This is a genomic window from Algoriphagus sp. TR-M9 (genome assembly GCF_027594545.1).
Taxonomy (GTDB): domain Bacteria; phylum Bacteroidota; class Bacteroidia; order Cytophagales; family Cyclobacteriaceae; genus Algoriphagus; species Algoriphagus halophytocola.
On sequence record NZ_CP115160.1, the window covers coordinates 674,005 to 694,484 of the forward strand.

The window sequence follows — 20,480 nt, forward strand, 5'->3', positions numbered from 1 at the left end:
ATTTGGACATCCGATTCTAAATTAACCCTTATGTCAGAAAGAAGAAAATTTATCAAGCAATCCCTGATGGGGTCTGCACTAATCATACCAGGTATCCAGTCTCTGGCTAGTCCAGTGAAACCAGCTCTTTCAAAGGTTGAAAAGCCATTGCTCTTGTCTACCTGGAACCATGGCTTACCCGCCAATGCCGCAGCTATTGAAAAGTTGAAAGCAGGGGGGAGTATTACTGATGCAGTGGAGTATGGGGTACGTGATACCGAGAATGATTTGAGCAATTTATCTGTGGGATTACAAGGGTTGCCAGACCGGGAGGGGATTACCACTTTAGATGCTTCCATTATGAATGGAGATGGAAGTTGCGGTTCGGTTGCTTTTGTAAGACAGGTAAAACACCCCATTTCTCTTGCCAGAATGGTGATGGAGCAAACCCCACATGTGATGCTTGCTGGAGAAGGAGCCCGGCAGTTTGCTATGGCTGAAGGCATTCCTATGGAAAAGGAAGAGCTCAGTCCCAAAGCCAAGGAGGCATACGAAAGGTGGAAAGTAAAAAGCCAGTATAAGCCAGTGATCAATATAGAAAATCATGACACCATAGGTATGATAGGTATGGGCGCGGATGGGAAGCTTTCAGGCAGCTGTACGACCAGCGGTCTGGCCTATAAAATGCATGGGAGAGTAGGAGATAGCCCTATAATCGGGGCTGGACTATATGTGGATGATGAGGTGGGAGCTGCCACAGCCACGGGTTTGGGTGAGGCTATCATCCGCGTGTGTGGGAGCTTTCTGATCGTTGAACTCATGCGTCAAGGCCGCTCTCCACAGGAAGCTTGTGAGGAAGCTGTGAGACGTTTGATCTCTAAAAACAAAAACATAAAAGATATCCAAGCTGGGTTTTTGGCGATGAACAAAGAGGGCGAGGTAGGCGCATATGCGGTACATCCTGGCTTTAACTTTGCTCAGGGAACCCTTTCTAAAAATGAGATGATTGATTCAAATTCACATTTTAAATAATGGGTAAAGTTATTCTAGAGTCTCCCGTTTTCAACGTGGAAGCAGCTTTACAGGCCGCTTCATTTGGCATAGACAGACTGGAACTCTGTGCCAATTTCCCCGAAGGAGGAGAAACCCCCAGTGCAGGAATGCTGAAATTTTTGAAATCTGAAGTGGACATTCCTGTTTTTGTGATGATCCGGCCGAGAGGAGGGGATTTCTACTATTCTCAAAAGGAGCTCATGGTGATGAAGCGTGATATTGAGACTTTGGGATCGCTGGGGGCAGACGGTTTTGTGTTTGGGGTTTTGGATAAGAATGGCTGCGTAAATACGGATGCTTGTGACTCGTTGATCCGTACGGCTAGTGGAAAACCCTGTACTTTCCACCGGGCTTTTGATGCCTCTTCGGATTATTTTGATGCATTAGAAAAAATCATAGGCTGTGATTTTCAGCGTATTTTGACTTCCGGAGGAAAAAATTCTGTCACGGATGGGCTGGATACTATCAAAGCGCTGATGGAAAAAGCCGAGGACCGGATCAGTATCATGCCGGGGGGTGGCTCTAAACCTGAGCATGTACTGGAACTTAAGCGAAGGGGCTGGTTAAAGGAAATACATGCTTCCTGCAAGATTTGGAATCCATCTGGTAATCAGTTTGTCAATCCAGAGCTGTCATTTTCAGATGATCCGAAATCATTTACTCATCACCTGGAAATAGACCCCGATATGGTGAATCAGTTTTTGAAAGTACTCTAATGAATAGATTTCAGGTCTCTGTAATCCTCCTTGCTGCTTTGGGTGTATTCTCTTGCAAGCCTATTTCAGATCGAAAACAGCCTCCTCCCAGTTTGGAGCAATTGGCTTCGGAGGATCTTGACTTGAATGGTGAGCAGTTGGCAAATGCCTATTGTGGAAGTTGCCATTTGAAACCTGAACCAGAACTACTTCCTACTTTTATCTGGACGGAAAAGGTTTTGCCGGACATGCGTAAGCGCATGGGGCTATACTTGCCAGAAGATTTCGGACAGCCTTTGCCGGAGGATCTGGGAGTGCCGCAAGGTGTTTATTCTGACATTCAACTGATCCGTCAGGAAAATTGGGAAAAGATCCTGGCTTATTACCAAGAGAATTCTCCCACGGAAATACCCGCCCAGGCAGAAAAAAAGCTTCCCCAATTAGGTGTTCCCGGTTTTAAGGTTTCCCGGCCAGAGTTTCCTTCGGTAAAAGGAGATTTGACCACTATGCTTAGAGTGAAGCCCGGGACTGGTGAGCTCTGGCTGGGAGATCGTATGAAAGCGCTTTACATTTTGGATGCTCAAAACGGTTTTCGTATCAGAGATTCTATTCCCACTGATGTGTCTCCGGTAGATATTCACTGGTATGAGGATGGTAGTTTTGATTTGCTCACCATGGGAAGAATGGATCCTGCTCCGGATACCTCGGGCATGGTAAGCAAGTTTAGCTCGGTAGAAGGGGCTTGGATCCCAGACACTGTCTTGAGTAAACTCATTAGACCAGTGGATATGGATCTGGCTGATTGGAATGCAGATGATGTTCCGGATTATACTATAGCAGAGTTTGGAGATCATTTTGGTAAAATGAGCTTATACATTTCCGGGCGGGAAGAGTCCATTTTGCGCAAGCAGCCCGGCGCCAGAAGGTCTATTGCCTTGGATTTTGATCATGACGGGGATTTGGATGTACTGGGAATGATGGCCCAAGCTCAGGAGGGGATCTATGTTTGGCTCAATCAAGGGGAGGGGGATTTCAGAGAAAAGAGTTTACTGCGTTTTCATCCCGCATTTGGGGCGAGTGATTTTCGATTCGAAGATATGGATGGAGATGGGCATAGAGATATTGTTGTGGTCAATGGGGATAATGCTGATTTATCCCAGGTGCTGAAGAGCTACCATGGAGTTTACGTTTTCCTAAATGATGGAGATAATGAGTTTGAGCAGTCTTATTTTTATCCTATGTACGGTGCAAGTGGCTTGGAGATAGCTGACTTTGACGGGGACGGAAGACTGGATATGTTCGTGTTATCTTTCTTTCCTGACTCCAAGCAGGAGCCAAGGCAGGATTTGCTTTATTTTCGTCAAAACCCATCTGGAGGTTTTGATCCCTTTTCGGTCAAAGAAGATCTAAAGGGGCATTGGCTGACGATGACTTCTGGAGATGTGGATCTGGATGGAGATGTGGATGTTTTCGTTGGGGCATTTGAGTTTGACGACCTGTACAAAGGTGCTCAGGATAACTGGAAACCCTTTGTGTTTCTTGAAAACCAATTCAGGTAAAATTTTGGGTATTGTATTTATTTTAAAAATATAGTATGGAAAAATATTATTATTTGAATTCAAATTTTTAAATCTTAGTCTTTTTCAGTAATTTATTCTTTCATCCTTAATTCTTTGACCCATGGTAAAAAGTTTTCAAGGGGTAAGAATGGCAGAACCCAAAAAAGCCCCGATTCCACAAATTGTAGTGAGTGAGCACATGAGTACTAATCTGGTAACCTTTACACCGGATGACACTATTGACAAGGTATTAGAAGTCTTGACTAGAAGGAAGATTTCTGGCGCTCCGGTGGTGGATGAATCTGGTGCCTTAATAGGCGTGATCTCGGAGGTAGATTGTCTCAAGGAAATTATCAAAGGCAAGTATACCAATACGCCTAAATTCCCGGGAAAGGTAGCAGAGCACATGTCCACTGATTTGGTGACTATATCGCCAGACCTTTCCTTGTTTGATGCAGCATCTAAATTTTTGAAATACAAAATCCGTAGATTCCCGGTGCTGAAAGATGGTAAGCTAGTAGGACAGTTAAGTCTCAGCGATGTGATCAGAGCTTTTCCTAGATTGAAGGATACTACCTGGTAATCAGGCTCATTACTTGCATATACAAAACAGGCCCCAAAAGGGCCTGTTTTGTTTTACTTAGATTTTTCAAGCGCTCTCTCTACATCTTGAATGATATCATCCTGATGTTCAAGCCCTACAGATAGTCTTACCAAGCCATCGGTGATACCTACTCTTTCTCTTTCTTCCTGTGAAAGCTTGCTGTGGGTCGTAGAAGCTGGGTGCGTGACTATACTGCGGCTGTCACCAAGATTGGCAGTGATGGAGATCATCTGAAGTTGATCAATAAAGCGCTGGGCTCTGGCTACTCCTCCTTTTAAGTTTAGGGTGACCACGCCTCCTCCTTGAAGCATCTGTTTCTTGGCGATTTGGTATTGCGGATGAGATTTTAAGAAAGGGTATTTGACTCCGATGAGCTCAGAATTTCCTTCGAAGTACTCAGCTACTTTAAGGGCATTGCTGCAATGTCTATCCATCCTTACCCCCAAGGTCTCCATACTTTTGCTTAAAATCCAGGCGTTAAATGGAGATATAGCTGGGCCGGTGTGGCGCGCAAAGAAGTGCACTTCCTTCATCAAATCCTGTTTTCCCAAAATCAAACCACCCAAAACCCGGCCTTGACCATCTATATACTTCGTTGCACTGTGCGTCACAATGTGAGCGCCCCATTTGGCAGGTTGCTGTAAATAGGGTGATGCAAAGCAATTGTCCACTACTAAAATCAGGTTATGTGCTGCCGCAAACTTTCCCGCCCATTCTAGGTCGATTATCTCCAAGCCGGGGTTTGAAGGAGTCTCTATGAAAAGCATTTTGGTATTGGGCTGAACCAGCTGATCCCAGTTTTGAAAATCTGAAATGTCTCCGTAAGTAGATGTGATGCCCCACTTTGGAAATACGCGGGTCAGTAACTGATGTGTGGAGCCAAATAAAGATCGGGCAGCTAAGACATGATCGCCTTGCTGCAGTAAAGCTGCTATGCTCCCAAACATGGCAGCCATGCCAGAGGCGGTGGCAAAGCCATCTTCAGTGCCTTCGGCGGCACAGACTTTCTCGATGAGGTCACTTGAATTGGGGTTGGCATACCTGGAATAGATATTACCTTCTATTTCATCTGCAAAAGTAGCCCGGGCCTGTTCCGCAGATTCAAAAGTAAAGCTGGAAGTAAGGTATATGGGTGCCGAATGCTCCCGCTGATTTGATTTGGAGGGGGAGATCCGAATGGATTCTGTTTCGAAATGCTTGCTCATCAGTATTTAGTTAGATTTCATACATACAAATCAGACAGATTTGAGAAAATCAAACTCAAAGGCGGCAATCGAACTAAAAAGGGATTATTTGTAATTTAAGCCAATCTATAGTTCCCGCATTGGGTAGGATTTGGCACCGTTCTCCTTTTCGGGATGGTTGCCAGAGGGTCTTGGAGCCTAATCTCTCGCCTCTTCTTTATAAATCAGTTGCCTGAAGTGATGCAAATAAAACCTGTGGCTGACTGAAATCCAAATATTATCTGATCAATCGTTAAATTGATTCATAGTGCGTTCTATTCCTATAGTGCAGAAAGATAAAATCATTTCTATGGCCTTGTCCATCTGAAGGGGCAGTTCTGCAAATTCGGGCTCTGTGAACTTTCCCAATACAAAATCCACTTGACGCCCTTTGGGAAAATCGTCGCCTATTCCCATTCTTAACCTAGGGTAGTTTTGTCCACCAGTCAGCTCTTCTATGTTCTTCAGTCCATTATGACCAGCTGAACTTCCCTTGGTTTTCATGCGGGTTTTCCCAAAAGGAATAGCTACATCGTCCACTATGACCAATACATTTTCTTTGGGGATTTGCAGGCTTTTCATCCAATAGCTCATGGATTTACCACTCAGGTTCATGTAGGTAGTTGGCTTGATCAAATGGATGGCTCTTCCTTTGTATTTAAACTCAGATTTAAAAGCCAATCGCTCGCTACTCCAATGGCACCCTTGCTTGTCAGCAAGCCTATCCAAAGTTAAAAAGCCAATATTATGTCTGGTGAGTTCGTATTCAGGGCCAATGTTTCCCAATCCTACTATGAGGTATTTCATCTAGCTGGTATTGTTAAGAGTCCAAAAATAAAAAAAAATCCTGTCCGTTAGGGACAGGATTTAGTGTGATTTTAGGCTGAAGTTTATTCTGCTTCCTCTTCAGTTTTCTTGCCTCTAAGTGCTCTTGGAATACCGATAGTCACGATAGAAACGCTTGGGCTGGTTTGGATTTCGAATCCTTCTACTTTTAGATCTTCTACTTTGAAAGATTTTCCTAGTTCCAAGTCGGAAATATCTACAGTGATGAAGTCAGGGAAGTCTTTAGCAAGACCTTTAACTTTCAATACTCTAGTTTTCAACTCTAGTTTACCACCTTTGGCAAGACCTGGAGAGTTTCCTACTACTTTAACTGGGATTTCAAATTTGATAGGCTTGTCATCTGCGAAAGCTACAAAATCCGCATGAAGTAGAACTTCACTTACCGGATGGAATTGTGCTTCTTTCAATACCGCTTTGATGATGGTGCCTTCGATGTTCAACTCAACCAAGTGAACTTCTGGAGTGTAGATCAATTCCTTGAAAAGGATTGCAGGTGAGTAGAAGTGAATCTGCTCTTTGATACCTGGTCCATAAACGACGCAAGGAACATTGCCATTTTCTCTTAGCTCAGTCAGGCTCGCACTGTCGAGATTTGCTCTTTTAAACCCTATAACCTCTAGTGTTTTCATATGTATTTGTATTAAAATTGGTTCTTAAATGAATAAAGAACTGATAGATGTGTTGCCAGTCACCGCATGGATTGCTTTGGCGTACAGGTCAGCTACTGTCAGTACTTTGATTTTTGGAGATTGCTGCTTTGGGGTGATGGTGTCAGTGATAACTAATTCCTCTAGGGGTGAATTATTGATGTTGTCATAAGCTTTGCCAGAAAGCACCCCATGAGTGGCTATAGCTCTTACTGAAGTGGCTCCTTTGTCCATGACGATCTGCGATGCCTTGCAAAGCGTCCCCGCAGTATCGACTAGGTCATCCACCAATATTACATCTTTCCCTTCCACGTCACCGATTACCTGCATGGAAGCAATCTCGTTGGCCCTTTTTCTATGCTTGTCACAGACGACCATTTCTACTTCGAAATGCTTGGCGTAAGCCCTGGCTCTTGCTACTCCTCCTACATCTGGAGCAGCAAAAATCATGTTCGGAAGCCTTAGCGAATTCAAATAGGGCACAAAAATAGCTGATCCATTCAAATGATCCAACGGAATGTCAAAAAAACCTTGAATTTGCCCCGCGTGAAGGTCGCATGCCATAATCCTGTCAGCCCCTGCAGAGGTGATCATGTTGGCAATCAACTTGGCTGCAATAGACACTCTAGGTCTATCTTTTCTATCCTGTCTGGCATAGCCAAAATAGGGGATTACAGCGCAAACCTTATAAGCACTGGCTCTTTTGGCAGCGTCTATCATGAGACAAAGTTCCAATAGGTTGTCTGAAGGCGGGTTTGTACCTTGAACTAGAAAAACTGTACAGCCTCTGATGGATTCGTTGAAGCTGGGAGAAAGCTCTCCGTCACTAAATTTGGAGAGGGTGAGGTCTCCGAGTTTTTTACCATAGCTTTTGGCGATTTTCTCTGCCAGGGATTGGCTGTTTGTGCCGGAAAATATTTTTACTTCGGACATGCTTAGCTAGTTTTTCAGGAAAGGTTTTGAAAGGAATACGGAGCAAAAGTAGTAATTTTTGACTGGAAGGCTAAGGTGTGAAGGATTCAATCCATAGAATATTTTGCTATTGGCTTGATTTTATCCCCTATTTCTAAAGAAGGTGTTTGCTTCATCTGGCCTTTTATGTCTATTGCTTATAGCTACTTTTTTCCGATCCTGTAAATTTCCAATAAAAGAGGGGTTCCTAGGGGATTGGCCTCTTTTTTCATGTTATTTTCGAATACTAGCAGCTAGAATATAAACCAACCCACATGCTTATGAGAATTCGATTTACGATTTTATTCCTGTTTTTGTGTTTTGCACTTCAGACATTCGCACAGGATATTCCTACCCCAAAGTCCCATTTTGGATTTGACATAGGGGATGATTACCAGCTGGCAAATTTCACCCAGACAGAAGCTTACTTTAAAAAGGTAGCCGAAGCCAGCGACCGGGTGCAGATGGTAGAGATAGGAAAGACTGAATATGGTCGATCACAACCTATGATGATCGTGACTGCTCCACAGAACTTCGAAATGCTGGGTAGGTATAAGAAAATCTCCCAAACCCTGGCTCATGCCGAAATCACTAAGGAAGAAGCTGAACGGCTCTCCGTAGAAGGCAAGCCTGTGGTATGGATAGACGGAGGCCTGCATGCCAATGAAGTGGTAGGGCCTCATCAATTGATAGAAACACTCTATCAGTTGGCATCAAGAGAAGATGCTGAGACGCTTGCTATCCTTGATAATGTCATTGTCCTACTGGTGCATGCCAACCCTGACGGTATGGAGATCATGTCTGATTGGTACATGCGAAAAGAGGATCCAGCTAAGCGCGATCAAAATATTCCTATTCTCTACCAGAAATATGTGGGGCATGATAATAACCGTGACTTCTACATGAACAATATGAGCGAGGCGGCCAACATGTCTCTCCAGCAATATGTAGAGTGGATCCCCCAAATCATCTATAATCATCATCAAACAGGCCCTGCTGGTACAGTAGTGGCCGGACCTCCCTATAGGGATCCATTTAATCATGTTTTTGATCCTTTGATTATTACCAGTCTGGATGCAGTAGGTGCTGCTATGATCAATAGAATGCATCAGGAGGACAAGCCAGGATATACCCGTTTGGATGGTTCTGTGTTTTCTACCTGGTGGAACGGTGGACTTCGTACCACTCCTTATTACCATAATATCATCGGGATTTTGACTGAGATCATCGGGAATCCAACTCCAGGCAAGGTGCCTTTGGTTCCGGATCGCTTGATTCCTGACAACGCCACACCGTACCCGGTCACACCTCAGGATTGGCATTTCAAACAGTCTATTGACTACTCGGTGTCTTTAAATTATGCGATTCTAAATCATGCCGTGAGGCATGGGGATGAGCTGCTCTACAATATCTGGCTGATGGGAAAGAAATCCATTGATAAAGGTAGCCGGGATTATGTGACCATGTATCCCAAGTATGCCCAGGCAGTGAAAGATGCGTACGCTGATGCTCAAAACGGAAACTCCAGCTCTTCTCGCAGAGGATTGCCCTCAGAATATTACGATTCTATTTATTCTGCTCCTGCAAATAGAGACCCTAGAGGTTATATCCTATCGGCTGACCAGCCTGATTTTCCTACGGCAGTGAAATTTATGAACGCACTGATCAAGTCAGGTATACTAGTGGAAAAAGCCAGTGCTGAATTCACTGTGAATGGGAAAACCTATCCTGCCAACTCTTTTATAGTCAAAACAGCCCAGGCTTTCCGCCCCCATGTCATCGATATGTTCGAGCCACAGGATCACCCAAATGACTTTCAATACCCAGGCGGGCCTCCTGTACGACCGTATGATGCAGCTGGGTGGACTTTAGCTCTGCAGATGGGGGTAGAGTTTGATCGCCTTTATGAAGGGTTTGACGGGCCATTTGAGCGGATTCCCTATGGAGAGATTCAAGCACCTCCAGCGAAACCACTGAGCAGTAGCTCTGGCTATCTTTTGGATGTGAGAAATAACAACAGCTTTATGGCGGTGAATGATCTGCTGAAGGCAAATGTAAAAGTATATAGAATCAGTACTATGAGTGATGGCCTTCCTGCCGGGTCATTTTATGTGAGCAATGCCGGTAAGAAGGAGCTGGAAATAGCTTCCCAGGAATACGGAGTGTACCCGGTGCCGGTGAGGAATATGCCAAAGGGATCTGATGAGATCAAACCAGCTAGAATTGGCCTTTATGATTATTATGGAGGATCTATGCCTTCTGGATGGGTACGCTGGATGCTGGAGCAGTTTCATTTTGATTTCCAATTGGTTTTCCCTCAGGAAATAGATGCTGGTGGATTAAATGAAAAATATGACGTTTTACTTTTCATCAGTTCAGGTATACCTGGAGTAGGGTCAAGAGGGTATTCTAGATCTCAGCCAGATGCTGAGGAAATAGATGAGCAGTATCACCACATGTTGGGTGGTTTTACAGTGGATACATCTGTTCCTCAGATCGAGGAGTTTATCCAAAATGGGGGAGAAGTGATTACGGTTGGGTCTGCGACTGCTTTGGCTTACCATCTCGATTTGCCGGTGGCTGATGCGTTAACAGAAATAGCTCCCGATGGTTCTATCAAGCCATTGAGTGGGGAGAAATACTATGTTCCTGGCTCTGTGCTGGAAATGCAGGTTGATAACTCAGTGTCGATTAATTACGGGATGGGAGATAGTGCCTACATCATGTTTAACAGAAGCCCGGTATTCAAGCTAGCACCGTCTGCGGCAAATTCAGGTGTGAAGGCTATAGCTTGGTTTGGAGAGGAGGAACCTTTGCGCAGCGGCTGGGCATGGGGGCAGTCTTATCTGAAAAATGGCGTAACGGCGTTTGAAGCGCAGCTAGGTAAAGGTAAATTCTATGCCTTCGGTCCGGAGATTACCTTCAGGGCTCAGTCTCACGGAACTTTCAAAATGCTTTTCAACGGGCTTTACAGGTAATTTTGAGACAAATAACATGGGGAAAGGTTGTCAGATTTAAACTCTGGCAGCCTTTTTCTTTTTAGTATCCTGTATCATTTGGTTTTGTTTGCCGTATGCTGATATTCACATCTTATTATTGAGCGTTTGCTATGGATCCATACTTACATTATGTCAATGCGGAATTAGGGCTTTGGCTTCAACAGATGAAGAAGAAGTCAGGGCTCTTCGGTAATATCACGCATGGTGTCCAAAGTAAAATCAATGAATGGATTCCTGACAAAGTCCATAAAGCGATAACCTTAGCTATTGAGAATATGGTGAAGGTGGTGATTAAGGGTTCCTCTTGGATCAGGCCAAAAGCTCCTGATGAAATGGAACTTAAAGTACGTGAATTAAAAATCCGAAACCGGATCAAATGGTACAGAAACACCGCTTCTGCTGAGGGGGCTGTTACTGGTGCAGGAGGTATATTGCTTGGGTTTGCAGATTTTCCTGCCTTTCTGACCATCAAGATGAAGATGCTGTTTGATATTGCGGCTTTGTATGGTTTTGATACCAGGGATTATCAGGAAAGGCTCTTTTTACTTTATGTTTTTCAGCTCAGTTTTTCCTCCCAACAAAGAAGAAATGATCTAATAGGGTTGATAGAGAACTGGGAGGAGTACCGAGATTCCTTGCCGAGGGATTTGAATGAATTTGATTGGAAGACCTTTCAGTTGGATTATCGGGACTATATAGATTTAGCTAAACTGGCTCAATTGATCCCAATCGTGGGTGCTGGCGTGGGAGCAATCGCCAATTACAGACTTACTGAACTGCTCGGTAAAACGGCAATGAACGCATATCGACTTCGCTTTTTGAACAAAGGAAAGTAGCGCTTTGTAAATCCATTTTTATAACTTGATCCATTCCATTCATTTAACCTAAAGAAGTATGGACTGCCAAAAGCACCTTTTTAACCTAGATCCTGATATTCATTACCTGAATTGTGCCTATAAGGCGCCACTGCTGAAGAAAGCTGAGGAGGCCGGTATAAAGGCTATCCAATTGGAAAGAAATCCGGTCAATATAAAGCCTTCAGATTTTTTTACGGGGGTGAAAGAGGTCAAAAGCCGTTTCGCAAAGCTGATTGCCAGTGATCCCTTGCAAGTGGCGGTCATTCCTTCTACTTCTTATGGCTTTGCTACCGCTCTAAACAATATATCAGCCGAGCCAGGTATGAAAGCAATCACTGTGGGAGATGAGTTTCCTAGTGGATACTTGTCTTTACGGCGCTGGTGTGATCGGCATAGTGCTAAACTGGAAGTAATAAAACCTGGGGCTGACATGCGGAGTATGGGAACGGACTGGAATCAGCGAATCCTGGATAGCATAGACGGATTAACCACTGTGGTGTTGCTTTCGTCTGTCCACTGGATGAATGGAGTGCAGTTTGATCTGGAAAGCATAGGGCAGAAATGTAGGACTGTGGGGGCCAAATTTATCGTGGACGGAACCCAGTCGGTAGGGGCTTTTCCTATGGATGTAAAGAAATTCAAAATCGATGCGTTGATTTGTGCTACCTACAAGTGGCTTTTTGGTCCTTATGGATTGGGAATGGCTTTTTATGGAGATGCATTTGACAATGGTATTCCCCTAGAAGAATCTTGGATGAATAGAACCAACTCCCAAAATTTTGGGGATCTTACGAATTATGACCCGGAATACACCGAGGAGGCAGGCCGGTATAATGTAGGTGAAATGAGCAATTTTATCTTGATGCCCATGTTAAATCAGGCATTGATACAGCTGAATGAATGGACAGTTTCAGAGATTTCTGAGTATTGTCGAGACTTGACCAGACCGCTTTTTGAATACTTTGAAAGCGTAGGTGTGGAGGTGGTCGAGGCTAAGTTCAGGTCCCATCATCTTTTTGGGATAAGGCTGCCGGAGGAGGTAGATGCAGATCTGCTGAAGGTGAATCTCGAAGCATCCGGGGTTTATCTTTCTTTTCGGGGAGACCTGATCCGGATCGCAGTCAATGTTTTCAATACTGAAGAGGATATTTCCAGTTTGATTCAAGTGTTTGAGCGAAGTAGATCGCCTGGATAAGGAAAGAGCTGCATAAAAAACAAAGCCCTCTATCGTGAAATAGAGGGCTGTTGTTGGCTCACCAGGGCTCGAACCTGGACTCTTCTGAACCAAAATCAGACGTGTTGCCAGTTACACCATGAGCCAGTTTTGGATGAGATCCCGTATTGGTTTCTCTTAAAGTGTCACAAAGGTAGAATCTCCTGTCTTTTTTTCCAAGTTCCGCCCAAAAGATTTTTTGGTTTTTCCGCTAAAGTCCTTGAGATCAGAATGAAATATTGCCTATGAAAAAACCCGAGTAGGGATTGATCAGGCAATGTTTGTTTTTTAGTGTTGTGGTTTTTTTAATAAATGAAAGCTACTGTTAATGAAGTGTTAATTTTTGATTTGTTATAATTGAAATAACTCAATTTTTTCATAAAATTGTTGAAAATATGAAAATTCACAGCTTAACTATTTAAATCATGCAAATCGAAAAATTAGAAAAGGCACTGCCCGAGGTATTTCAGAAGCTAGAAAAGCTGAATTATGATCTGACTCTTGCCGATGAGTTGAAATGGTGCGTAGGGAGCTATAAATATGATGCGAATCCTGAGGGCGTAATTGAAAAGGGGGGACAGGTGGTCCAGGTATTAAAGTCTGCCAAAGAGAAGAATAGTCGCTCTGTGTCGCAAAAGTTGATCGAAAGCCTAGAAAGGGCTTTGGCATAAACAAAAAAAAGCTCACCGAATGGTGAGCTTTTGCATTTATAGTATATCTCTGGGATTACTCTCCAGATACGTTGAATTTAACTTGAGTTTTCACTTCTCTGTGAAGGTCCACTTCTGCAGCAAATTCTCCTGCACCATCAACTGGAGTGTTGATAGAGATTTTCTTTCTGTCGATATCCACACCTTGGGCTGCTAGTGCATCAGCAATCTGAAGTGTAGTTACTTTACCAAAGATTTTACCTGAATCACCGATTTTCGCTTTGATTTCCAACGTGATGTTTTCGATTTTAGCAGCGATGTTCTCAGCTTCAGTTTTGATTTTTTCTGCTTTGTGGGCAGCCTGCTTGATGTTCTCAGCAAGAATCTTCTTGTTAGAGCTAGTCGCTAAAACTGCAAATCCCTCAGGGATTAGGTAGTTTCTTCCGTAACCTGGCTTTACATCAACCAAGTCGTTTTTATATCCAAGACCTTTGATGTCTGTTTTTAGAATGATTTCCATTTGTAATGTTCTTTTGTGGTTGGACGATACAAGAAATTATTTCAACCCATCGGTTACGAATGGCAACAACGCCAAATGTCTTGCTTTTTTGATGGCCTGAGCCACTTTTCTCTGGAATTTTGCAGAGTTTCCAGTAAGTCTTCTAGGAAGGATTTTACCTTGCTCATTGACAAACTTCAACAAGAAATTAGGATCTTTATAGTCAATGTACTTGATGCCGTGCTTTTTGAATCGGCAATACTTTTTTCTGATTTCGCCTCTGTTGATTGGCTCGTTAATTAGTGTCATTTGGTAGCTTCCTCCTTAGCTTCAGCTTTTTTGTTAAACTCTCCTTTTCTTCTTCTTTCGGCATAAGCAATAGAATGCTTGTCCAAAACAGTAGTCAAGAATCTCATTACTTTCTCATCTCTTCTAAATTCGACTTCGAATTTGCGAATTACAGATGGGTCAGCTAGGAATTCTACCAAAACGTAGAAACCAGTTGTCTTCTTGTCGATAGCATATGCCATTTTCTTAAGACCCCAGTTTTCCACATTAATAACATCTGCCCCCAGTTCTTTTAACAAGTTCACAAACTTGTCGACAGTATCCTTCATCTGAACATCAGACAAAACGGGAGTTAAAATGAATACCGTCTCGTAATTTCTTTGGAACATTTTTTTAATGTGTTTAAGGTATTTAATAAACAGACCGCAAAAGTAGAGGAATTCTGCCTTTTATCCAAATCCTTTGCAATGCTAAAAAGATGATTTTCAAAAAAATGGGCTGCTCCTGATGAGGTGCAGCCCGTTTGATTTGAATTTTTAATCGATTGCCTCCTTTTGGTTTGAAAGCTACTTGGGATGATGCAGGTTTAGCAATTATTTTACCGAAAAAGTCTTTGAGCCTACCTGATAGTCATCTACAAAAATCCGTACTTCATGTGTGCCTGAGGCATAGTCGGACCCTTTTTCGTAGTAGAAGGTCAATTCCTGCTCTGTGTTGTCAAAGATGATATCCTGCTTCACGGTGTAAAATTCCTCTACTCCCTCTACCATAAATGTTCCTGACCCTTTGGCAACATCAAAAATAGGCTGTTCGTTTGGAGCTAGGACCTGCACATAAATGTTTCTTGGGCCTTTATCGGCTACCTGATTATCAGCTAGATTGAAGCTTACCTTGATACGCTCAATCTGTCGGTTTTTGAAATCTTTGGTGGTTTCTACCCGTTCTTTACCTCTGGAGTTGATGGCGGCGATTTCAATATTTTCTGCTTTCAGTGCTGAGGCTACAGTCACCTTGGCCTGCAGGTCTTCTTTTTGAATATTGAGCTGGGCCACTTCCTCTTCAATTTCTGCTTGGGTGGTTTTGAGATCCTGGTTTTCTGTAAAGAGCTGTTGGTTCATGGCGCGCAGCTCGAGAATTTCTTGGTCTTTTTCCTGCATCAATCCATTATAGCTGTTGATTTTTGCATTCAAAGCCGAAATTTCGGATGAACTTCTTTGTCTGGATGTGTTTCTTTCAGCGATTAGCTGATCGCGCACTTCTTGTAAGGCTTCAATATCCCCTCCGAGTTTTTCGATTTCCTGAATTCGCAGGTCGAGTTGATAGGTGACAGAATCCAGTCTTTTATTCAGGTCATTGTTTTCAGTAGAAAGCAATAGGATTTCCTCCGTTTTTTTGGTGCGGTCTATGTAATCTGTGTAAAGTTTGATTCCGCTGATTATGACCAGAAGGACAAGAACGATGATGATGATATTTTTTCCCTGGTCTTTCTTTTCCGGAGGATTATTTCCAAATTCAGTATTCATGGTTGATATAAATAGGACTTTGTGATGACTTTTTTAGACGAAGATTATTGGACTGATCGTTATACATCGGGCAAAACAGGCTGGGATATAGGTTTTGCTTCTCCTCCTATTGTGCAATATTTAGACCAAATTGAAAATAAAGCGGTTCGAATATTGTTTCCAGGTGCTGGGAATGGGTTTGAGGCCAATTATGCCTTCCGGAATGGCTTTTCTAACGTGTTTTTACTAGATATTTCGATAGAGCCTTTGCAGAGGTTTAAGGTGAAAAACCCGGATTTTCCCGAAGGGCAGGTTTTGCATCAGGACTTTTTTGACCATCAAGGAGCATATGACTTGATATTAGAACAGACTTTTTTTTGTGCTTTGGAGCCAAAGCTGAGACCAAAATATGCAGCACATATGCGGAGGCTATTGAAACCAGGCGGAAAATTGGTCGGGGTATGGTTTGACCGGGAATTCGAATTTGACGGTCCACCTTTTGGTGGAAGCAAAGCAGAATATGAGGAATTGTTCCAGTCGGTTTTTGAAATCAAAACCATCTCACCATGTTACAATTCGATTCCAGAGCGAATGGGATCAGAGGTTTTTCTTATCATGGAAAATTCAAAACTGCAGGATTAGATCTGTTTTTCCACCCGGAAAATCAAAATAGAGCACCCCACATTCGAAAAAGTCTAAGCTGAGCTGCACTTCTGGTTTTCGGATGATCGCCCGCCAAGCTTTTTCCATTTCTCTGGACCAATGAATGTCTCCGATCACAATAATCGAATTTTTGTGGATTTTTTGGAGTAATTGTTCAAAATAGCTGAGCGTTCCCTCATAGGTGTGCGTGGCGTCAATTAGGGCAAAATCAAAGTTTTCCAGCGTTTGAAGGAAATTCGGCAAGGTGCTTTTCAAGTCACCCGTTATGATATCCAAATTTGTATAGCCGCTATGGGGTCTGGCGATTTGGGCCAGTTCAGGTGCTCCTTCAAAAGAAACCACCCGACCGGAAGTCGCATTTGCCAGGTATCGGCTCGTAATCCCCAGACAGGTGCCTAGTTCTAAGACTGTGTTTGCCGGAGTTTGTTGGCAGAAAAATTGGTAGAGCTGGGCGAATTTACGGGAACTGGTGCTGTACTTGGCAACCTTAGAAATTTGACGGAGCTCAGTATTTACTTTTTTGGATCCTGCGCCAAAATCCTGCACGGGGACACTATGATGGGATTGTAGCAGTTGCTCGCGATATTCCTCGATTTGCAGATTTTCATTTTTCTGCTCGAGCAAAAAACCAGCTAACTTCTGCTGTAGTTCAAATAGAAAGGGAGACTGAAGTGAATAGAGGTCTTCTTGTTTGAGCCAATATTCTACATAGGCCAGAAGCGGATGAACTCTATTCAGCACTCAATTATGAAAGATATTTGCAATCAACTGAAACTCAGGAATGGCTACATCGAAGTGTTTTCCATCGAATATTTTCTCCATTTCGTAAGTACCGATCATTTTGCCCAGACCGGATTTGAGGTTACAGCCCGAAACGTAAGAATGGGATTCTCCAGGTTCTAAGATGGGTTGCTGACCTACTACACCATCGCCTTCGACTATTTTTTTGGATTCGGCTGCATCCAAAATTTCCCATCTCCGACGTAATAACTGGACGGTGTGGTTGCTTTTGTTTTCAATAGTTACCTTGTAGGTAAATACATAGTGGTGCTGATGTGGACTGGAAAACTCAGCCTGATAGGTGACTTCTACACTTACCTGGATGCCAGATGTAACTGCTGTTACCATAAATAAAACAATTTAAAAGGACGTAAATATACAATTGTAAATCTAGAAATCAATAGTTTATATGAATGTACGTATTGAGGCAAGTTGGCAGGAAGCTTTAAAAGATGTGTTTGATAGTGAATCATTTGCAAAACTGATTTCCTTTGTGAAGGACGAGTATTCTTCTGCAAATGTTTTCCCGGAGGGGAGGGATATTTTCAATGCATTTGATTATTGTCCCTTAGATCAGGTAAAAGTGGTGATTTTGGGGCAGGACCCTTATCACGGACCTGGGCAGGCACATGGGCTTTCCTTTTCTGTAAAGCCCGGGGTACCCTTTCCTCCAAGTTTGCAGAATATTTTCAAAGAAATTCAGAGTGATTTAGGCAAGGAATTCCCGGAAAATGGGGATTTGACCCGCTGGGCTAAGCAGGGTGTATTTTTGCTCAATGCCGCACTTACCGTACGAGCCCACCAGGCCGGGTCGCATCAGAACCGTGGCTGGGAGGAATTTACAGATCAAGTGATAAAGACGATCAGCGATTCCCGTCAGCATGTGGTATTTATGCTCTGGGGCGCCTTTGCTCAGAAAAAAGTCAAATTGATCAATCAAGATAGGCATCTCGTGCTCAAGGCTCCTCATCCAAGTCCACTCTCTTCATATAGAGGTTTTTTTGGGTGCAAACACTTTTCCCAAGCCAATAGCTATCTGCTGGAAAATGGGAGACAAGCTATAGATTGGTGACAAGAAAAAAGCCCCGAACCCGGGGCTTTTGATTAGTCAATTCCTTTGAAAATTCTGCTCCATCGGATTTTGCTGAACATGGATTCGTATTTGTCCAGGGATAGCCAGAGAAACCAAGCTTTGCCTACGATGTGATCTTCGGGTACAAAACCCCAGTAGCGTGAGTCCAATGAGTCATGTCTATTGTCTCCCATCATGAAGTAGTAGTTCTGCTTGAAAGTGTAGCTGTCTACCTTTTGTCCATCTATGAAAAGCTGTGATTCTCGTACTTCTACATTTTCCAGACCTTCATATTTTTCGATGGTAAAGCTGTATCTCATGACATTTTCGGGGGTCATCTCGATCGTCCAGCCATCTGCAGGTACTTTCAGCGGTCCATAGTTGTCCCGGTTCCATCCCAGTTCCATGCCGTCCAAAAAGGAGATCTGTGCTTCTCCGCCGCTTTGCATGATTCTTTTGGTAACAGAAGTAACCACTGGGTTTGATTTCAATCGCTCTACGACCTGGTCAGTAGCAAAGATCATGTAACCTGAGTTGTTGGTAAAGGCCATGTAGCTATCTTGATTGATACCGTATTCTTTGAAAAAATCTGCATTTAAAGGGCGGTTGGTGATGAGATCATAGGAATACTGCATTTCCTCAGGCTGCATAGCCAGTTCATCATTGACAAAGAGGTCTCCGTTTTTTATAGTAATCACATCTCCGGAAATACCTACCGCCCGCTTGATATAATTGGTTTTGAGATCTGCCGGGTATTGGAACTCCACGGGGTAGTTAAATACCACCACGTCATTTCGCTCTACATCTGAGAAGCCAGGCAATCTGTAATAAGGAAGCTGAATGGCATCGGAGTAGGATGACATATTTGTGCCCCAGACTTTTTGATGGGTCAAAGGTACCTGTAAAGGGGTCATGGGGATACGGGTACCATAATGCATCTTGCTGACGAAAAGGAAATCTCCTACTAGCAGGGATTTCTCCATAGAGGCAGTAGGGATAGTGAAAGGTTCTAAGAGTAGCCATCGGATTAAGCTGGCAGCCACTACGGCAAAAACCAGCGCATCAATCCATTCTCTGGCGGCTGATTTTTTCTTTTTTGAGTTACTCATGTTAGGATTTTAAGTTCAGAAAGATAAGTAATCATCCATGGAAAGCACGCCTTTCTTTCCTTGAATCCACTCTGCTACTAAAATTGAGCCAAGGGCAAAACCTTGTCGGCTATGAGCAGTGTGCGAGATTTCAATATCGTCGATTTCAGATTGATAGCGAATGATATGCGTTCCCGGTGCCGGGTCTATTCGCTTTGAAGTTATGGGCAGTGACTGATCGGAATCGGACTCCTTATCGGTCAGATGCCAGTCCTTTAATTCGTCGTTGTTTTTCAAAATACCTTCCGCCAAGGTGATGGCTGTGCCGGAAGGAGCATCTTTTTTGGCAGTATGGTGAATTTCTTCTACGGAAGCTTTATATCCCTTAGTTTCGTTCATCAGTTTGGACAGAAACTCATTGACCTTGAAAAAGATATTTACGCCTATGCTATAATTTGAAGCATAGAAAAACGCTCCGTTTTTGGATAAAGTCAGTTGTTCAATGCTTGGCTTTTGATCCAGCCAGCCTGTGGTGCCTGATACTACTGGGATACCTCTTTCTATAGCCCATCTGATGTTCGCTACAGCAGCTTCTGGTTGGCTGAATTCAATGGCTACATCAATGTCTTTGGGATCTAGGTTTTCCAGCTCGTTTCTGTTGTCAATATTGATTTTGGCAGCTATGGAGTGGCCTCTTTCTTCTGAAAGTTGGGCGATAAGTTGTCCCATTTTTCCATAGCCAAGTATTAGAATGTTCATTATTAAAATTTGAGTTTTACAGAAAGCCCTACGGAGCGGTTGTTTGCCGAGAAACTTTCAAAATGCGGTTCAAAATTCAATGCTATATCATCTGAAACATCGAAGCCAGAGAGATGCGCATCTACGTTTGCATCTATGATATTCAAGGCATAAATCCCTACTAAAAGCAGGTAGCAAAGATCACGATTTTTTCTCCAATAGTTTACATTTCTCACCAATCCATCTCGGTTTAGACTGGGAAAATCAGTTTCTAAGCCTTCGTCAAAGTCTGCCAATGCCTGCTTGAATATCTGATACCTGCGGTTATTAAAATTGATAAAGTAAATATCGGTAATGAATCCTCCGTAGATCAGCGGGACTTTCCAGGCTTTGCCGTTATACACCTGTCCGGCTCCGGGAAGGATGGCTGAAAAAATCGTGGCTTTTTTGGGGTTTTTAGGGAGTAGGGAATAGTCTGGTTTTTCATCTTTGGCTTCAGCTTCTACAGAAATCTCTTCTTCCTGCACTTCCTGAGCCCATGCCCCTGCAGTATACCCCATAAATAAAAGCAAAA

At 43.2% G+C, this 20,480-nt stretch carries 23 protein-coding genes, 1 tRNA gene and 1 riboswitch; of the genes, 10 read left to right on the forward strand and 14 right to left on the reverse strand.

Translation table 11 applies throughout. From position 1 onward, the window contains the following. Window positions 1-30 precede the first annotated feature (30 nt). The 4 genes from PBT90_RS03080 (at window position 31) to PBT90_RS03095 (ending at window position 3,869) form a co-directional block, all read left to right on the forward strand. Window positions 31-1,011: an isoaspartyl peptidase/L-asparaginase family protein gene (locus tag PBT90_RS03080; protein WP_264808889.1), complete on the forward strand. Its 981-nt coding sequence runs from the start codon at window positions 31-33 to the stop codon at window positions 1,009-1,011. Further along, on the forward strand, window positions 1,011-1,748 hold the full coding sequence (locus tag PBT90_RS03085; RefSeq protein WP_270131538.1) for a copper homeostasis protein CutC: 738 nt from the start codon (window positions 1,011-1,013) through the stop codon (window positions 1,746-1,748). Before PBT90_RS03080 ends, PBT90_RS03085 begins: the two co-directional genes overlap by 1 nt. After that, entirely contained in the window at window positions 1,748-3,286 is a 1,539-nt protein-coding gene (locus tag PBT90_RS03090) for an FG-GAP repeat domain-containing protein (RefSeq protein WP_270131540.1), read from the forward strand. The genes PBT90_RS03085 and PBT90_RS03090 overlap by 1 nt, the downstream gene beginning before the upstream one ends. A 121-nt stretch (window positions 3,287-3,407) precedes the next feature. Then, entirely contained in the window at window positions 3,408-3,869 is a 462-nt protein-coding gene (locus PBT90_RS03095) for a CBS domain-containing protein (protein ID WP_270131542.1), read from the forward strand. 53 nt (window positions 3,870-3,922) lie between these two features. Here PBT90_RS03095 and PBT90_RS03100 read toward each other — a convergent pair whose 3' ends face one another. From PBT90_RS03100 to PBT90_RS03115, 4 genes are all read right to left on the reverse strand, one after another. Further along, window positions 3,923-5,095 carry a trans-sulfuration enzyme family protein gene (locus tag PBT90_RS03100; RefSeq protein WP_270131544.1) on the reverse strand — a complete coding sequence of 391 codons (1,173 nt, stop codon included), beginning with the start codon at window positions 5,093-5,095 and terminating at the stop codon, window positions 3,923-3,925. Window positions 5,096-5,197: 102 nt separating this feature from the next. Next, a riboswitch (SAM riboswitch) is annotated at window positions 5,198-5,300 on the reverse strand. A gap of 59 nt (window positions 5,301-5,359) precedes the next feature. Next, a complete protein-coding gene (gene pth, locus PBT90_RS03105) occupies window positions 5,360-5,920 on the reverse strand; it encodes an aminoacyl-tRNA hydrolase (protein WP_264808895.1) in 561 nt (186 codons plus the stop codon). 83 nt (window positions 5,921-6,003) lie between these two features. After that, the gene (locus tag PBT90_RS03110) at window positions 6,004-6,588 is read right to left on the reverse strand and encodes a 50S ribosomal protein L25/general stress protein Ctc (RefSeq protein WP_264808896.1); all 585 of its coding nucleotides are present in this window, start codon (window positions 6,586-6,588) and stop codon (window positions 6,004-6,006) included. 24 nt (window positions 6,589-6,612) lie between these two features. After that, window positions 6,613-7,539, reverse strand: a complete 927-nt coding sequence (locus PBT90_RS03115) for a ribose-phosphate pyrophosphokinase (RefSeq protein WP_264808897.1) — start codon at window positions 7,537-7,539, stop codon at window positions 6,613-6,615. Between the two features lie 293 nt (window positions 7,540-7,832). Here PBT90_RS03115 and PBT90_RS03120 point away from each other — a divergent pair, with 293 nt between their 5' ends. The 3 genes from PBT90_RS03120 to PBT90_RS03130 all read left to right on the forward strand — a co-directional run bounded on the left by PBT90_RS03120 (window position 7,833) and on the right by PBT90_RS03130 (window position 12,608). Then, the gene (locus PBT90_RS03120; protein ID WP_396127659.1) at window positions 7,833-10,535 is read left to right on the forward strand and encodes a M14 metallopeptidase family protein; all 2,703 of its coding nucleotides are present in this window, start codon (window positions 7,833-7,835) and stop codon (window positions 10,533-10,535) included. A 131-nt stretch (window positions 10,536-10,666) separates the two neighbouring features. Further along, window positions 10,667-11,392, forward strand: a complete 726-nt coding sequence (locus PBT90_RS03125) for an EcsC family protein (RefSeq protein WP_264808898.1) — start codon at window positions 10,667-10,669, stop codon at window positions 11,390-11,392. 58 nt (window positions 11,393-11,450) lie between these two features. After that, complete coding sequence (locus PBT90_RS03130; RefSeq protein ID WP_264808900.1) at window positions 11,451-12,608, forward strand: aminotransferase class V-fold PLP-dependent enzyme; 1,158 nt, start codon at window positions 11,451-11,453, stop codon at window positions 12,606-12,608. Between the two features lie 53 nt (window positions 12,609-12,661). On the opposite strand, the gene PBT90_RS03135 is transcribed toward PBT90_RS03130, so the two are convergent. Further along, window positions 12,662-12,734, reverse strand: a tRNA-Gln gene (locus tag PBT90_RS03135). Window positions 12,735-13,051: 317 nt separating this feature from the next. On the opposite strand from PBT90_RS03135, the gene PBT90_RS03140 reads away from it, so the two are divergent. Continuing rightward, window positions 13,052-13,297, forward strand: coding sequence for a hypothetical protein (locus PBT90_RS03140; RefSeq protein WP_264808901.1), 246 nt, complete (start codon window positions 13,052-13,054; stop codon window positions 13,295-13,297). A gap of 55 nt (window positions 13,298-13,352) precedes the next feature. On the opposite strand, the gene rplI is transcribed toward PBT90_RS03140, so the two are convergent. The 4 genes from rplI to PBT90_RS03160 all read right to left on the reverse strand — a co-directional run bounded on the left by rplI (window position 13,353) and on the right by PBT90_RS03160 (window position 15,586). Further along, window positions 13,353-13,796, reverse strand: coding sequence for a 50S ribosomal protein L9 (gene rplI, locus PBT90_RS03145; RefSeq protein WP_264808902.1), 444 nt, complete (start codon window positions 13,794-13,796; stop codon window positions 13,353-13,355). Window positions 13,797-13,832: 36 nt separating this feature from the next. Beyond that, entirely contained in the window at window positions 13,833-14,084 is a 252-nt protein-coding gene (gene rpsR / locus PBT90_RS03150; protein WP_264808903.1) for a 30S ribosomal protein S18, read from the reverse strand. Next, the gene (gene rpsF, locus PBT90_RS03155; RefSeq protein WP_264808904.1) at window positions 14,081-14,452 is read right to left on the reverse strand and encodes a 30S ribosomal protein S6; all 372 of its coding nucleotides are present in this window, start codon (window positions 14,450-14,452) and stop codon (window positions 14,081-14,083) included. The genes rpsR and rpsF overlap by 4 nt, the downstream gene beginning before the upstream one ends. A 204-nt stretch (window positions 14,453-14,656) precedes the next feature. Beyond that, window positions 14,657-15,586: a coiled-coil domain-containing protein gene (locus PBT90_RS03160; protein WP_264808905.1), complete on the reverse strand. Its 930-nt coding sequence runs from the start codon at window positions 15,584-15,586 to the stop codon at window positions 14,657-14,659. 24 nt (window positions 15,587-15,610) lie between these two features. Between PBT90_RS03160 and PBT90_RS03165 the strand changes: the two genes are divergently transcribed. Further along, window positions 15,611-16,207: a TPMT family class I SAM-dependent methyltransferase gene (locus PBT90_RS03165; RefSeq protein ID WP_264808906.1), complete on the forward strand. Its 597-nt coding sequence runs from the start codon at window positions 15,611-15,613 to the stop codon at window positions 16,205-16,207. Here PBT90_RS03165 and PBT90_RS03170 read toward each other — a convergent pair. Continuing rightward, window positions 16,190-16,969 carry an O-methyltransferase gene (locus tag PBT90_RS03170; protein ID WP_264808907.1) on the reverse strand — a complete coding sequence of 260 codons (780 nt, stop codon included), beginning with the start codon at window positions 16,967-16,969 and terminating at the stop codon, window positions 16,190-16,192. The genes PBT90_RS03165 and PBT90_RS03170 overlap by 18 nt on opposite strands. Next, window positions 16,970-17,356, reverse strand: coding sequence for a Co2+/Mg2+ efflux protein ApaG (gene apaG / locus PBT90_RS03175; RefSeq protein WP_264808909.1), 387 nt, complete (start codon window positions 17,354-17,356; stop codon window positions 16,970-16,972). It abuts the gene before it with no gap. Window positions 17,357-17,417: 61 nt separating this feature from the next. Here apaG and ung point away from each other — a divergent pair, with 61 nt between their 5' ends. Further along, window positions 17,418-18,080, forward strand: coding sequence for a uracil-DNA glycosylase (gene ung, locus PBT90_RS03180; protein ID WP_264808911.1), 663 nt, complete (start codon window positions 17,418-17,420; stop codon window positions 18,078-18,080). 32 nt (window positions 18,081-18,112) lie between these two features. Here the strand turns inward: ung and lepB are convergent, their stop codons facing one another. The 3 genes from lepB to PBT90_RS03195 are packed head-to-tail and all read right to left on the reverse strand — an operon-like array spanning window position 18,113 to window position 20,466. Further along, a complete protein-coding gene (lepB, locus tag PBT90_RS03185) occupies window positions 18,113-19,189 on the reverse strand; it encodes a signal peptidase I (RefSeq protein WP_264808912.1) in 1,077 nt (358 codons plus the stop codon). Between the two features lie 15 nt (window positions 19,190-19,204). Next, window positions 19,205-19,927, reverse strand: coding sequence for a 4-hydroxy-tetrahydrodipicolinate reductase (dapB, locus tag PBT90_RS03190; protein ID WP_264808913.1), 723 nt, complete (start codon window positions 19,925-19,927; stop codon window positions 19,205-19,207). Window positions 19,928-19,929: 2 nt separating this feature from the next. Then, complete coding sequence (locus tag PBT90_RS03195; protein ID WP_264808914.1) at window positions 19,930-20,466, reverse strand: DUF5683 domain-containing protein; 537 nt, start codon at window positions 20,464-20,466, stop codon at window positions 19,930-19,932. Between the last annotated feature and the right edge of the window lie 14 nt (window positions 20,467-20,480).